Genomic DNA, 13428 nt, shown 5'->3' with positions numbered 1-13428 from the left:
TTTAGTTCTTCATAAATTGGATTAACATGTACTTGGCGATTTCCTGCCGCCTTTGTACATTGCGTTTTTAATGGGCAATCCGTACAATCCTCACATTCATAAATTTTAAAGTCGCGTGTGAAACCATTCTTATCCGTACGGGAAAAGGAGAGTATAAAAAAAGAACTAAAAAGATTATTAAAGAATGATGTGTCAGGTACAAGAAGCAGAATGGAATCTAATCTTATTAACATTAAGAAAGAACTATTAAATCAAGATAATCAATTAGATAAATTACTCAACCTATATCTAAAAGAAAAAATATCTGAGGAGGTTTATGATACAAAAAGTGCATCTATTAAAGAGGTCAAGGAAAACCTTAAATCTGAGATTGAGTTATTAGAATATCAGTTAGAAAAATTGGATGTTTCCTCTCAACTAACTAAAGCAGATAAGGTTATTAAGCTAATTGAGAACTTCCATGAGATGGCTATAGAGGATCAACATGCAACATTAAGATTGCTTATTGAAAAGGTTGTATTAACTAAACCAAAGGGGCAGTTAAAAAGCTCTGAAACTAAAGTTGAAATACATTTCAGAGAGCTGTAATGGCTCTTTTATTGTTATTTAGACATAGAAAAAGGAGTGGGACATTCCCCTACTCCTTCTTTATTTGAATCCTATCATACACATCAAGCAATTTCTTAGCCAATATCTTGCAGTTAGGTTCTCCATAAATGATTACTGTAATATTGTCCTCATTAGTGAAACTCTCAGCTACAGTTGGATTAGTATTCATATCCATAATTATCCCCAATCTATCTCATATGTCTTACAACACTAAGATTAGACAAATGGGATTAAACTGTGACAATTAGACATTTTACAAGTAGGTTTCTAAATAATTTTCAGTAGCCTCTGTATACAACATCCTTCTTCTATTCACTATGTTGCCAGTCCTTTTATTAATAGTAAAACCACATGCATCTCCACTATGTATAACTAGAATTTTTATGATATATCTTTTTGCATCAATTTCAAAAAGGTTATCTTTCTGAAAGTATGTACATTGCCCCTTAAGTTCTGCATATTTTAGAAAACTACCTATAACTTCTTTATGCCTCTCAATGTGTATGTTGTCAGGTTCCAAATTCATAACAAAATTCATATCTTTTTCTAAAACAAATTCCCCATAAAGTGCTCTTAACTGTTCCTCTTTAATATCTGTATCCTCATTAACATTTTCAAAGTGGAGACTAGCTTCCTCTAAATAGGTAGTATCCTCATTTATTTTCTTTTCATCTGTATCTATAACTATTTGAACTAGACTTGCTCCCTCAGGTATCTGTATATCTTTTGCAAGGGAGGCTTTAGGTTTATGGTTATCATACCCCTTGTCATCTGATAACATCAACTCAAGAACATCCTCAGCCCTAGAAATTGCATCAGCTATATTCTCACCATCTGTAAAGCAGTTCTCTATGTCTGGAAAAGTAACAGAAAAAATACTATCCTCAGGTATCCATTCAATTATTGAATAATATTTATATATTGTCATTTTAAAAACCTCCTAATTCATTGAACAGACTTATCCTTGATTCTTTCATCAACTATTTCACAATAAATAACTATACAACTATCCTTAATAATATGTAAATGTATTTCAGTATACTGTAATTCTAAAGATCTTATTGTTTAGCAGGTTAACCAGAGTATAATATAGCAAAACAAAGAGGAGATAATTTCTCAATATGAGATTTACTCCTTAATAAGTTATTATAAATATTTTTGGCTACAATTACTTTATTCATTAATCTATAGCCACCCATTTAAGAGAAAGGATAAATACCTTTCAGTATAAAATGGGAGTGAATTGATAATGAGCAGAATAATGGTAGATGTTGAAACAGGAGAAAAGTATGATTTAGCATCCTATACAACAGTAGAACAGCAATTAGCTTACAAGGAAGTTAAAGATAAAGAGGAAAGACTTTCTAAATCAGAAAATCCTTTTTTCTTTGCTGAAATGGATGAGGTTAAAGGTAAAGAGCTAACAAAATTAGACAATAAAAATTTAGGTTGGTTCTTGATATTACAGACCTATGTTGACTATAAGAACATGCTGAGACTCCTAGATGCAAAGTTACCTATGAAACCTCTTGAGATTAGGAGAGCACTGAAAATAACTGACTCCAGAACTTTTGGATTGGCTACACTTAGTTAGACAGAAATTTTAAGGTCAAGTAGTATTATCTATACTAATCCGTTAAGAGGAGAATCTACATGACAAAAAAAGTACGTCGATCCTTTACCGAAGAATTTAAGCAACAGATCGTGCAGCTATATAAAAATGGCAAGCCACGCAAAGATATCATTCGAGAGTATGAGTTAACACCTTCTTCACTTGATAAGTGGATTAAACAAAGTAAAACCTCCGGTTCCTTCAAAGAAAAAGATAACCTTAGCCCCAATCAGAAAGAGCTACAGGAACTGAGAAAACGTAATAAGCAATTAGAAATGGAGAATGATATTTTAAAGCAAGCCGCGCTGATACTAGGACGAAAGTAAATGTGATTAAGAATAACCAGGACAAATACTCGATATCAGCAATGTGCACGGTCCTACAGCTCCCTAGAAGTACGTATTATTATGAAGCGAAAGAACGAAAGTCTGAAGATGATATCACTTCAGACATCATAGAAATTTTCCATCAAAGTCGCCAAAATTATGGGACAAGAAAGATAAAGCATGAGCTAAAGAAACGAGGAAAGTTGATTTCTCGACGTCGTATCGGCAGAATCATGAACGAACAAGGACTAGTTTCAACTTATACAGTGGCTCAATTTAAACCACATAAGGATAAACCGAATGAAAGTAATCAAGCGAATGAATTAAATCGTGAATTTACACAAGAAGAAGAGTTGAGCGTCATAGTTAGTGATCTAACCTATGTAAGAGTCGATAAAAAATGGCATTACATATGTGTATTTGTTGATCTCTATAATCGAGAGATTGTTGGATTTAGCACAGGTGAGAACAAAGATGCCTTACTCGTTTATCGTGCCCTATCTTCAATTAAGGGTAATTTACATACGATTAAAATATTTCATACTGACAGAGGAAGAGAATTTAAGAATCAGATCATTGATGAGGCTCTAGAAACATTTAAAATCAAACGATCTCTAAGTTTGAAAGGATGTCCATATGATAACGCAGTAGCAGAAGCAACATTTAAAATCATCAAAACAGAGTTCGTAAAGAAACGTCATTTTGATGGCTTAGAAGAGTTACACAGAGAGTTTACAGACTATGTACACTGGTTTAACCACGTACGTATTCATAGTACTTTAGATTATTTAAGTCCAGTGGAATACAAACTTATGCACCTTAAGAAAACTGTCTAGTTTAGTGTTGACAATCCACCCTATAGATTGCACCCATGCCGGGCACACTACAAAAAGAGCAAACCAGTAACGGTTTGCTCTTAAATAGGTCAAAAAGTCAACTCTTTAGCAAACTCTTTTAGTTTTCGGTAATTCTTAGTCAATTGTAATGCCCGCACTTGCAAACCCAGCAACTGTGGAAATAAGAGTATTATTTACAGAGAATACTAATAATATCTTTTCCCCTGCCGCAACAGGTACTGCAACGGCTGCTGTACCCGTTGCAACTTCACCAATAGAAATGATTGGTCCAAGTGTTGGTGCTAAATCAACAAAAGCCCCCGATGGAGTGAAGGTATTACTGGCTGCTGGTGCCGTATATATTTGAGCCCTAATTGAAACTGCTGCACCCAATGTTACAGTTGCTGTCGCGCTAAAGAACCCTGAGATTGCGGTTATGGTTCCAGCTCTTGGTGACACAAATGAATAGTTCAAAATCCCACCAGTACCAAGAGTAATAGTGCCTCCACCTATAGTAACACCTTCAAACGAGCTTCCAAATCCGATAAGTGCACCAGTATTAGCCAACCCGCCTAATACACTAGTAAGAACAACTGGAGTACCTGAAGAGAATGGAATGATAGCCCCTGAGCCTGTGGCACCGGCTGTTCCCGTTGCTCCTGTGGCTCCTGTGGCTCCTGTGGCTCCGGCTGTTCCCGTGGCTCCGGCTGTTCCCGTTGCTCCCGTTGCTCCGGCTGTTCCCGTTGCTCCCGTTGCTCCCGTGGCTCCCGTGGCTCCGGCTGTTCCCGTGGCTCCTGTTGCTCCTGTGGCTCCGGCTGTTCCCGTCGCTCCCGTGGCTCCGGCTGTTCCCGTTGCTCCGGCTGTTCCCGTTGCTCCCGTTGCTCCCGTTGCTCCCGTTGCTCCGGCTGTTCCCGTTGCTCCCGTGGCTCCGGCTGTTCCCGTTGCTCCTGCTGTTCCCGTTGCTCCCGTTGCTCCCGTGGCTCCGGCTGTTCCCGTCGCTCCCGTGGCTCCGGCTGTTCCCGTCGCTCCCGTTGCTCCGGCTGTTCCCGTCGCTCCCGTGGCTCCGGCTGTTCCTGTGGCTCCCGTGGCTCCGGCTGTTCCCGTTGCTCCCGTGGCTCCGGCTGTTCCTGTGGCTCCCGTGGCTCCGGCTGTTCCCGTTGCTCCCGTGGCTCCGGCTGTTCCCGTCGCTCCCGTGGCTCCTGCTAATCCTGTTGCTCCTGCTGTTCCCGTCGCTCCCGTGGCTCCGGCTGTTCCTGTTGCTCCCGTGGCTCCGGCTGTTCCCGTTGCTCCCGTGGCTCCGGCTGTTCCCGTTGCTCCCGTTGCTCCGGCTGTTCCCGTCGCTCCCGTGGCTCCTGCTAATCCTGTTGCTCCTGCTGTTCCCGTCGCTCCCGTGGCTCCTGTTGCTCCTGTTGCCCCGGCTGTTCCTGTTGCTCCTGTTGCTCCTGTTGCCCCGGCTGTTCCCGTGGCTCCTGTTGCTCCTGTTGCCCCGGCTGTTCCCGTGGCTCCTGTTGCTCCTGTTGCTCCTGTGGCTCCCGTTGCTCCTGCTCCTGGCCCAGTTGCTCCCGTTGCCCCAGTTGCCCCAGTTGCTCCCGTTGCTCCTGCTCCAGGTGTGCCTGTTATTCCAGCATAACCATCTATAATAACTTTAACTTTTTGGTTAACTCTTTGTTTCTTTTCATGACATTTGCAAGTACTATGTCCACATTTAGAACACTTTTTATGCTTCCCCATATTTCCACCCCTATAATTAACATTCCTATATTCTATGAACTTTTAAAGAAAGGGGTTGGGTATTAGCCATGAGAAATTAATTTTGTATTTAGAAACTTTTAAGCATACAAAATCATAGCCAACATGAAAAGTATTTAAATTGAATAGTTAGCATGGACTTTCCTCAAAGTGATAATTACGACTTAGCAAAACAAAGAGGCAGAAATGTAGTAAAACCATCATTTCTGCCTTTCACTATTTATACAATTATGCCTTTTAAAAAGGAGTTAATAGATAACTCACATACCAAAGCTTCGATGTCTCTTTTGCTAAGATTAATTTGATTTCTTTAAGATTATAGAAGCATTTATGATATCTTGAGTATCTCCTGGAAAAATCGGAAGCGTTACCGTGAAAGTTACTTCATAGTCTCCCGGAGTGTTGACTGTTATTACGTCTGTTCCTACTACATATGTTATACCGGAAGTAATTACACCGATGCGATCAAATACAACATTTTCCCTTACAGAAATCGTTTGTCCATTGTTATTGAAGATAAAAGCATATTCAGCTAGTACTACTCCCGTTGCTCCTGTAGGGCCAGTAGCGCCAAATCCAGGATTTCCTGTAATTCCAATAGGCCCATCTATAATCAGCTTAACTATTTGATTAACTTTCTGTATTGGTAGTGAATTACATTGACATTTTTTATTTCCGCATTTCGTACATTTTTTATTACTTCTATACTTCTCTTTTTCACCTTTAACTCTTCTATGCTTACTCAAAATATTCTCCTTCTTATATGAAAACATTTCTATAATATATGATAAAGCAAAAATAAAAGGTGGATGTGTATGACCTATTATGGTTTAAATAAACAATTGCTTTTTCGTGTAAATGATACTATTCATTTTCTTTTATTCCATTAAAATTTCCTTTTAGCAATTCAAGTTAAATGAATGAAAAGATTAAAGGGAATTCACTATTTCAGTAATGCCCACATATATTTAATTGAATATTAACTTAAGGAAGGTGGAGGTAATACTGAAAACCAGTATTGTCATTCTCACATATAACGAATTACCTTTAACCAAACAGTGTCTTGCGAGCATTAAAAAGCATACTGCTGATGAAGAAATTGAAATTATCGTCATTGATAATGGTTCTACAGATGGGACGATTGACTATTTAAAAAGTATGCCATCTTTAATAACAATTTTTAATGAAAAAAACTTAGGGTTTGCTAAAGGTTGTAATCAAGGACTTGATGTCGCTACTGGTGAAAGTGTTTTATTTTTGAATAATGATACAATCGTTACGAAAAATTGGCTGCAACCTATGCTTAACTTGCTTTATAGTGACGTCAACATAGGCATGGTCGGGCCAGTAAGTAATTATGTTAGTGGTCCACAGCAAATCGCAGTGGATTATAACACCATTGACGGAATTGAGAGTTTTTCAACTGATTACTGTCAAAAGAACCTCGGAAAATCAAAGCGAGTCTTGCGTCTGGTCGGTTTTTGTTTACTTGTGAAGAAAGAGGTCCTAGATATAATTGGTGGGTTTGATGAACGGTTTGAATTTGGTTCCTTTGAAGATGACGATTTGTGTCTTCGTACATTAATAGAGGGTTATCAATTGCGAATTGCCTTTGATTCATTTGTGCATCACCATGGTCATGCCACTTTTACAGCCAATCGAGATATCAACATCCAACATTTATATACTTTGAACCGACAGAGATTCATAGATAAATGGAAAATGGATTTAACTTATTATGTACATCCGCGGCCTGAAATTGTCAATCTGGTACCTTTAGATGCAAAAAAGATATTAGATATCGGATGCGGAGCAGGAGCTACTGGCTTAGAGTTACTTAATCGGCAATCTTGTGAGCTATATGGTGTGGAATTAAATGAAGTAGTAGGATCCATCGCCAACAACCATTTTGAACGTGTGGATACGACAGATATTGAATCATTGGATCTTCCATACCCTCCCGATACTTTTGATACAATTATATTGGCAGATATACTGGAACATTTAGAAAACCCATGGAACATTGTTGAAAAATTATCCTTCTACTTAAAGCCAAATGGTTCTCTTGTATGTAGCATTCCAAATATTTCACATGCAGAAGCTCTTCTCCCTTTATTGATGGGAAACTGGAACTATGTTAATGCAGGGATTTTGGATCGAACTCATTTGCGCTTTTTCACACCGAAAACCGTACTCACTTTATTTCCTACTACATTATTCGAGGTTCAATCTCAGACATATAATTATTTAGTACCCGATACAAAAACGCAACTTTTCTTTAATGAAATAAGTTTTCTTGGCGAAAAATTCGGATTTCCCATTGATGATTTATCGAACTACACAAATATTTATCAAATGCTCATCCATGCAAAAAAACGCTAACATAAAAAGACAGTTGTAGTGACGAATTCCTATTTAATCAGTGGTTTGATTTATAAATGAAAGGATGGGAAATGAAACCTTGATTACTATTAGTTTATGTATGATTGTAAAAAATGAAGAAGCTGTAATAGGACGATGTTTAGAATCAATTAGCAAAATCGTGGATGAAATCAATATAGTGGACACAGGTTCTATCGATCATACAAAAGAAATTGCTGCCAAGTATACAGACCGAATTTTTGATTTCAAGTGGATTGAAGATTTTGCAGCCGCAAGAAATTTTGCATTTCAACAGGCTACCAAGGATTATATTTTATGGCTGGATGCAGATGATCTATTTCTAGAAGAAGATCAAAAGTCTTTTCTAGAACTTAAAAAAACGCTTGACCCCCAAACCGATGCCGTTTCAATGAACTATAATCTTGCTTTTGATGTTGATGGAAACGTAATCTCCAGTTTAAGAAGATACCGCTTGGCGAAACGTGAAAAAGGATTTAAATGGATTGGGAACGTCCATGAGTATTTAGAGGTATATGGAAATTTACACCAAAGTGATGTTTCTGTTTCACATATGCCCCTTAGTCACGACGCGGATCGTAACTTGCGGATTTATGAAAAGTTAGCTTCATCAGGAAAAGATTTTTCCCCCCGTGATTTATTCTATTATGCAAATGAACTCTTGGATCATAATAAAGTCGAAAAAGCGATAGAATACTATCTCCGTTTTTTAAAAACGAAAAAAGGTTGGGTCGAAGATAATATCCGAGCATGCAATAAATTAGCAGATTGCTACAATAAACTTGGATTGAAAGAACTAGAATTGAGTTGGGTTCTTCACACCCTTGCCTACGGTACGCCAAAACCTGAAACTTGTTGTAGGTTAGCTTACTACTTCTTGCAAAGAAATGAAATTCAATCAGCTATTTACTGGTATGAAAGTGCCTTGTCCAATAAAGAAGCGGATGGTCTAGCTTTTCAAAACCACTCTTGTTCAACTTGGTTGCCGCATCTACAATTAGCTGTTTGTTATGATAAAGCAGGGCAATATGAATTGGGCTATCAACACAATGAAAAAGCCTTAAAATACCGTCCTCATGATTCCCAAATCCTTTCAAATAAAGAGTACTTTGAGAAAAAACTCAACTTATAAATAGGTTTATTCTGTAAAGTACGTCTTAAGTTTTTGATAAAATCATTGCTTTTTTTCATTTAATGGATTACCTGTACACTCATACTCAAAAACACAAGAGCATATGATGATTTAAATCATTTTCCTGTAATTACATGCATTATATCACCCAGATGTAATCTTCTTGAGGATGTGAAATTTAATGAAAGGCATCATATTAGCTGGAGGAAGCGGCACAAGACTATATCCATTGACTAAGGCCGTCTCTAAACAGCTTTTACCCGTTTACGATAAACCATTAATTTATTATTCACTTTCCGTACTTATGCTTGCTGGCATAAAGGATATTTTAATCATCTCTACCCCCACCGATACCAATAAATATGAACACTTACTGGGAGACGGATCTCAATTAGGAATTAAACTTAGTTATGTAATACAAGAAAGGCCAGAGGGCATTGCTCAAGCTTTTATAATTGGAGAAGATTTTATAGGAAAGGACTCAGTCTGTTTAATATTAGGAGATAATATTTTCTATGGACATAATTTCACGAAAACATTAGAAGAAGTCGTTTCCTCAGGAAGTGGTGCAACTATATTCGGCTATCATGTGAAAGATCCAGAACGATTCGGTGTCGTTGAATTCGATAAGAATCAAAAAGTGATTTCCTTAGAGGAAAAACCAGCCTCCCCTAAATCGAATTATGCTATTACTGGCTTATACTTTTATGATAATAATGTTATTGATATTGCAAAGAACATTAAGAAATCGGAACGTGGCGAATATGAAATTACCTCGATTAATGAATGTTATCTTAAAAGAAATCAACTGAATGTCCGATTATTAGGCAGAGGATTCAGCTGGTTGGATACGGGGACTCATGAATCTCTACTTGATGCCTCCTTATTTATCCAGACCATCCAAAGTAGGCAAAATGTTCATATTGCCTGTATAGAAGAAATCGCTTTTCGTAAAGGATTCATATCAGATAAACAGCTTCTTGCTTTGGCTAAACCCTTAGAGAAAAATGAATATGGGCAATACCTTGTAAGATTAGTAGAAAAATTACATTAATCCATATTAATGAAAGGTGGTCGTTCATTGAATCTTCTAATTACTGGTGGTGCAGGTTTTATCGGTCTTAATTTTGTTCATTACCTTCTTAAGAGTGCTTCCCATCAAATAACCGTCATGGATTCCTTGACCTATGCAAGTCATCCTGATGAGATACAAGAATTGACATCTAATCCAAAGTTTCGTTTCATAAAAGGTAACATTGCAAACAAGAACGATCTAAATGCGGTAATGGATCAACAGTATGAAGCCATCATCCACTTTGCGGCTGAATCTCATGTTGATAATAGCATACAAAACGCCGATGATTTCATTCAAACGAATATTGTTGGTACCTATGAATTGTTACAACAATTAAAAACAGGGGCAGCAAAAAAAATGATTCACGTTTCGACTGATGAAGTATATGGTACTCTAACTCCTGCTCAAGATCCGTTTACCGAATTGTCCCCCTTATCACCTAATAACCCCTATTCAGCTACAAAAGCAAGCTCAGATCTATTAGTGCGTGCATATTATGAAACATTTAAATTGCCTCTAATGACAACAAGATGCAGCAATAACTTTGGTCCTTTTCAAAATAAGGAAAAATTCATTCCAACGATTATTTACAGCGCACTTCAAAATAAAAAAATACCCATTTATGGGGATGGTCAACAAATAAGAGATTGGCTGTTTGTTGAGGACCATTGTAAAGCGATTTCTCTTATTCTTGAGAAAGGTACATCAGGTGAGGTCTATAACATCGGTGGAGGAAACGAAAGAAAAAATATAGATTTAGTTAAAAGAATATTAGAAATAATGGGGAAACCAGAGAGTCTAATTGAATATATAGAAGACAGAAAAGGTCATGACCGTAGATATGCCATAGATTCCACCAAATTACAAAACAAATTAAATTGGGAACAAACCTCTACCTTCGACCAATCACTAGTTAAAACAGTGGAATGGCATATGAATAAATTCGGTGCATCTATATGATGAAAGTGGTCGTTACTGGTGCCGGCGGCCAACTGGGAAAAGAACTAGTACAATTACTCAAGGATGATTATCATACGGTACATCCATTTACTAAACAACAACTGGATATTACAGACCGTAATAAAATAGAAGAAATGCTCAGAAAGATCAAACCTGATTTCCTTATTAATACCGCAGCTTTTACACAAGTAGATACATGTGAAACAGATATAGATAACGCTTATTTAATCAATGGTATTGCACCTTATTATTTAGCATGTGAAGCTAAATTAAAAAAAGTTAAGTTCATCCATGTAAGTACAGACTACGTATTTGATGGAAATAAAACGGTACCTTATCTAGAAGATGATGATACGGACCCCAAAACCATTTATGGAAAAAGCAAATTACTCGGTGAAGAATTTGCACAAGTTGCTTATGAAGAAACGACAATTATAAGGACCTCATGGTTATACGGCCATGAGGGGAAAAATTTCGTCAACACCATAAAAAAATTAGCCGGTTCTCCTAAAGAAATCCGTGTGGTCGATGATCAGTTCGGTAGTCCCACTTATACAAAAGATCTGGGAATGGCGATTAAACAATTACTAACAAGGCCACCTGGGATTTACCATGTTACAAATTCCGGAAGTTGCAGTTGGTTTGAATTTGCGAGTGAGATCGTAAAATGCTTACATTCAGAAGCAATCGTCAGCCCTGTTTCTACGGAAGAATATGGCCTGGCAACTCCTAGACCCAAGTATTCAGTCTTGAGTCATAAAAAGTTAAACTCTAACGGTATTTACATGCGAAATTGGCAACAGGGGCTTCAAGAATACTTAGCAAAGGAAGATGATGAAAGTGGGAATTGAAGGTGTTTTATCGAAAAAACTAACGAAGCACTGTGATGATCGAGGTTTTTTCGCTGAAGTTGTTAGAGACGATGAAAATCTTTTATCGCATTTTGGTCAGCTTTCCTGGTCAACTTCATATCCAGGTGTCATTAAAGCCTTTCACTACCATGAGGAACAGGATGACTTGTGGTTTTTCCCTTCCGGAAATGCACAAGTGGTTCTATACGATTTAAGGGAGCACTCCAGTTCGAAAGGTGATACAGATGTTTATTATATGGGTGAAAACAACCCCAGTATTTTGCTCATCCCAAAAGGAGTAGCTCACGGATACCGAGTACTTGGAGAAAAGCCAGCGACTGTAGTATATTGTACGACTAAGTCCTATAACCCATCGCAACCAGACGAGAAAAGAATTCCCTGGGATGATAAAGAAATAAACTTTAATTGGAAAACACAAAATAAGTAAGAAATGCAACCATTTAAAGAGCAGCCATAAAGCTGCTCTTTATTTTTTTTGTGAATTTTCCATTTAATAAAGTAACTAGGTAGAAAGCTTATTAACACATGGCTTTCAGGTAATACTAACTAATTACTTACAGAGCAATAAATAACTTCTACCTTTCGAGATTCCTAAGTAACTATTTTCTCCTCCTCTTAATTTTTCTAAGGGCAATGACACTCTCTTCATCATGTATGATAAAATCCTGTATTTATACTGCTTTCAAAACTGCTTATACGTCAGTAAGTAGTATCTCTCTTACCTCCATATAAATAATTACTCCTCTACACACAAAAAAAGGAAGATCACCCTAAGGGATCACTTCCAACTACAAGAAATTATTAACTAAACTGTTCTCTAATCAAGTGAGGCGATGTGCTGACCATACAATACCATTATCGTCTCCACCTAAATCCAATCCTAAAGTTAAGCCATCTGATTCATAAAATAATCCAACCACATCTCCTGCATTTAGGAGCACGTCACCTGTTAAAGTAACAGTTCCATTTCCTAGAATCGCTCTTAAAGTTAACACTAATGCAACGTTCACATTTAATATTGGCGTTAACCCACTTATCAAATCAGTTACAACTGGAGCAGTTCTACGAATAGCAAATGAAGGATTTATTCCGGCCCCTAAAGAAATGCTTAATGCAGCCGTTGTAGTATAGTTGATTGTCGCTTCAAAAGCATATCTCCCTGTAGCAGGAACTGTAAAATTCCCCGTAGCAGGATTAAACGCTGCGCTTCCGAAATACGGACTAGCAACACTCCACCCTGTAATTTGAGTGGTCCCTGTCACAGCTGCTACAGGCGAAACGAAAGCAGAGAATCCATCAGCAAGAGTGTTAGGACCAGTTGCTCCGGTTCCACCTGTTGCTCCTGTTACTCCAGCTATTCCGGTTGCCCCTGTTGCTCCAGCTTCTCCCGTTGCTCCCGTTGCTCCAGCTATTCCGGTTGCCCCTGTTGCTCCAACTAATCCGGTTGCTCCTGTTGCTCCAGCTTCTCCGGTTGCTCCTGTTGCTCCAGCTATTCCGGTTGCCCCTGTTGCTCCAGCTATTCCGGTTGCCCCTGTTGCTCCAGCTATTCCGGTTGCCCCTGTTGCTCCAGCTATTCCGGTTGCTCCTGTTGCTCCGGCTTCTCCTGTTGCTCCCGTTGCTCCAGCTTCTCCCGTTGCTCCGGTTGCTCCAGCTATTCCTGTTGCTCCTGTTGCTCCGGCTTCTCCGGTTGCTCCAGCTTCTCCCGTTGCTCCTGTTGCTCCAGCTATTCCTGTTGCTCCAGCTTCTCCTGTTGCTCCGGTTACTCCTGTTGCTCCCGTTGCTCCGGCTTCTCCTGTTGCTCCCGTTGCTCCGGCTTCTCCTGTTGCTCCCGTTGCTCCGGCTTCTCCTGTTGCTCCC

General features: G+C 38.5%; 13 protein-coding genes and 2 pseudogenes. 9 read left to right on the top strand and 6 right to left on the bottom strand.

Annotated elements, in window-relative coordinates; genetic code table 11:
- A pseudogene (locus tag ACQKL5_RS21065) lies at positions 1–140 on the bottom strand (transposase); the annotation flags it as partial.
- Here ACQKL5_RS21065 and ACQKL5_RS21060 point away from each other — a divergent pair.
- A complete protein-coding gene (locus ACQKL5_RS21060; RefSeq protein ID WP_427610782.1) occupies positions 118–588 on the top strand; it encodes a hypothetical protein in 471 nt (156 codons plus the stop codon). The pseudogene ACQKL5_RS21065 and the gene ACQKL5_RS21060 overlap by 23 nt on opposite strands.
- A 49-nt stretch (positions 589–637) precedes the next feature.
- Here ACQKL5_RS21060 and ACQKL5_RS21055 read toward each other — a convergent pair whose 3' ends face one another.
- A complete protein-coding gene (locus ACQKL5_RS21055; protein ID WP_427610780.1) occupies positions 638–784 on the bottom strand; it encodes a hypothetical protein in 147 nt (48 codons plus the stop codon).
- A gap of 78 nt (positions 785–862) precedes the next feature.
- Positions 863–1537, bottom strand: coding sequence for a type II toxin-antitoxin system HicB family antitoxin (locus ACQKL5_RS21050; RefSeq protein ID WP_427610779.1), 675 nt, complete (start codon positions 1535–1537; stop codon positions 863–865).
- Between the two features lie 321 nt (positions 1538–1858).
- On the opposite strand from ACQKL5_RS21050, the gene ACQKL5_RS21045 reads away from it, so the two are divergent.
- Positions 1859–2203, top strand: a complete 345-nt coding sequence (locus tag ACQKL5_RS21045; protein WP_427610778.1) for a hypothetical protein — start codon at positions 1859–1861, stop codon at positions 2201–2203.
- Between the two features lie 59 nt (positions 2204–2262).
- Positions 2263–3383 (top strand): IS3 family transposase gene (locus ACQKL5_RS21040; protein WP_427610777.1). Its coding sequence is split into 2 segments (ribosomal slippage): positions 2263–2512 and positions 2512–3383, totalling 1122 coding nucleotides; the frame shifts between segments, so codons are not numbered across the junction.
- A gap of 135 nt (positions 3384–3518) precedes the next feature.
- Here the strand turns inward: ACQKL5_RS21040 and ACQKL5_RS21035 are convergent.
- Entirely contained in the window at positions 3519–5114 is a 1596-nt protein-coding gene (locus ACQKL5_RS21035; RefSeq protein ID WP_427610776.1) for an exosporium glycoprotein BclB-related protein, read from the bottom strand.
- 314 nt (positions 5115–5428) lie between these two features.
- Entirely contained in the window at positions 5429–5878 is a 450-nt protein-coding gene (locus ACQKL5_RS21030; RefSeq protein WP_427610775.1) for a hypothetical protein, read from the bottom strand.
- 256 nt (positions 5879–6134) lie between these two features.
- Here ACQKL5_RS21030 and ACQKL5_RS21025 point away from each other — a divergent pair, with 256 nt between their 5' ends.
- The 6 genes from ACQKL5_RS21025 (at position 6135) to ACQKL5_RS21000 (ending at position 11998) form a co-directional block, all read left to right on the top strand.
- Positions 6135–7514, top strand: coding sequence for a glycosyltransferase (locus tag ACQKL5_RS21025; RefSeq protein WP_427610781.1), 1380 nt, complete (start codon positions 6135–6137; stop codon positions 7512–7514).
- A 79-nt stretch (positions 7515–7593) separates the two neighbouring features.
- The gene (locus ACQKL5_RS21020; RefSeq protein WP_427610774.1) at positions 7594–8664 is read left to right on the top strand and encodes a tetratricopeptide repeat-containing glycosyltransferase family 2 protein; all 1071 of its coding nucleotides are present in this window, start codon (positions 7594–7596) and stop codon (positions 8662–8664) included.
- A 181-nt stretch (positions 8665–8845) separates the two neighbouring features.
- A complete protein-coding gene (gene rfbA / locus ACQKL5_RS21015; RefSeq protein WP_427610773.1) occupies positions 8846–9718 on the top strand; it encodes a glucose-1-phosphate thymidylyltransferase RfbA in 873 nt (290 codons plus the stop codon).
- 9 nt (positions 9719–9727) lie between these two features.
- The gene (rfbB, locus tag ACQKL5_RS21010; protein WP_427610772.1) at positions 9728–10699 is read left to right on the top strand and encodes a dTDP-glucose 4,6-dehydratase; all 972 of its coding nucleotides are present in this window, start codon (positions 9728–9730) and stop codon (positions 10697–10699) included.
- The gene (gene rfbD / locus ACQKL5_RS21005; RefSeq protein WP_427610771.1) at positions 10696–11550 is read left to right on the top strand and encodes a dTDP-4-dehydrorhamnose reductase; all 855 of its coding nucleotides are present in this window, start codon (positions 10696–10698) and stop codon (positions 11548–11550) included. The genes rfbB and rfbD overlap by 4 nt, the downstream gene beginning before the upstream one ends.
- The gene (locus ACQKL5_RS21000) at positions 11534–11998 is read left to right on the top strand and encodes a dTDP-4-dehydrorhamnose 3,5-epimerase family protein (RefSeq protein WP_427610770.1); all 465 of its coding nucleotides are present in this window, start codon (positions 11534–11536) and stop codon (positions 11996–11998) included. Before rfbD ends, ACQKL5_RS21000 begins: the two co-directional genes overlap by 17 nt.
- Before the next feature lie 394 nt (positions 11999–12392).
- On the opposite strand, the pseudogene ACQKL5_RS20995 reads toward ACQKL5_RS21000, so the two are convergent.
- A pseudogene (locus ACQKL5_RS20995) lies at positions 12393–13428 on the bottom strand (collagen-like protein); the annotation flags it as partial.

The organism is Peribacillus sp. NPDC097675, assembly GCF_050277655.1.
Lineage (GTDB): Bacteria > Bacillota > Bacilli > Bacillales > DSM-1321 > Peribacillus.
Note: the sequence above shows the minus strand (reverse complement) of the source record. Positions and strands in the feature narration are given on the sequence as shown.

Bases quoted from the DNA above. Each gene is read 5' to 3' on its own strand.
- ACQKL5_RS21035 (WP_427610776.1), bottom strand. From the start codon at position 5,114: ATGGGGAAGCATAAAAAGTGTTCTAAATGTGGACATAGTACTTGCAAA.
- ACQKL5_RS21000 (WP_427610770.1), top strand. From the start codon at position 11,534: ATGAAAGTGGGAATTGAAGGTGTTTTATCGAAAAAACTAACGAAGCAC.
- ACQKL5_RS21045 (WP_427610778.1), top strand. From the start codon at position 1,859: ATGAGCAGAATAATGGTAGATGTTGAAACAGGAGAAAAGTATGATTTA.
- rfbA (WP_427610773.1), top strand. From the start codon at position 8,846: ATGAAAGGCATCATATTAGCTGGAGGAAGCGGCACAAGACTATATCCA.
- ACQKL5_RS21050 (WP_427610779.1), bottom strand. From the start codon at position 1,537: ATGACAATATATAAATATTATTCAATAATTGAATGGATACCTGAGGAT.
- rfbB (WP_427610772.1), top strand. From the start codon at position 9,728: ATGAAAGGTGGTCGTTCATTGAATCTTCTAATTACTGGTGGTGCAGGT.
- rfbD (WP_427610771.1), top strand. From the start codon at position 10,696: ATGATGAAAGTGGTCGTTACTGGTGCCGGCGGCCAACTGGGAAAAGAA.
- ACQKL5_RS21055 (WP_427610780.1), bottom strand. From the start codon at position 784: ATGGATATGAATACTAATCCAACTGTAGCTGAGAGTTTCACTAATGAG.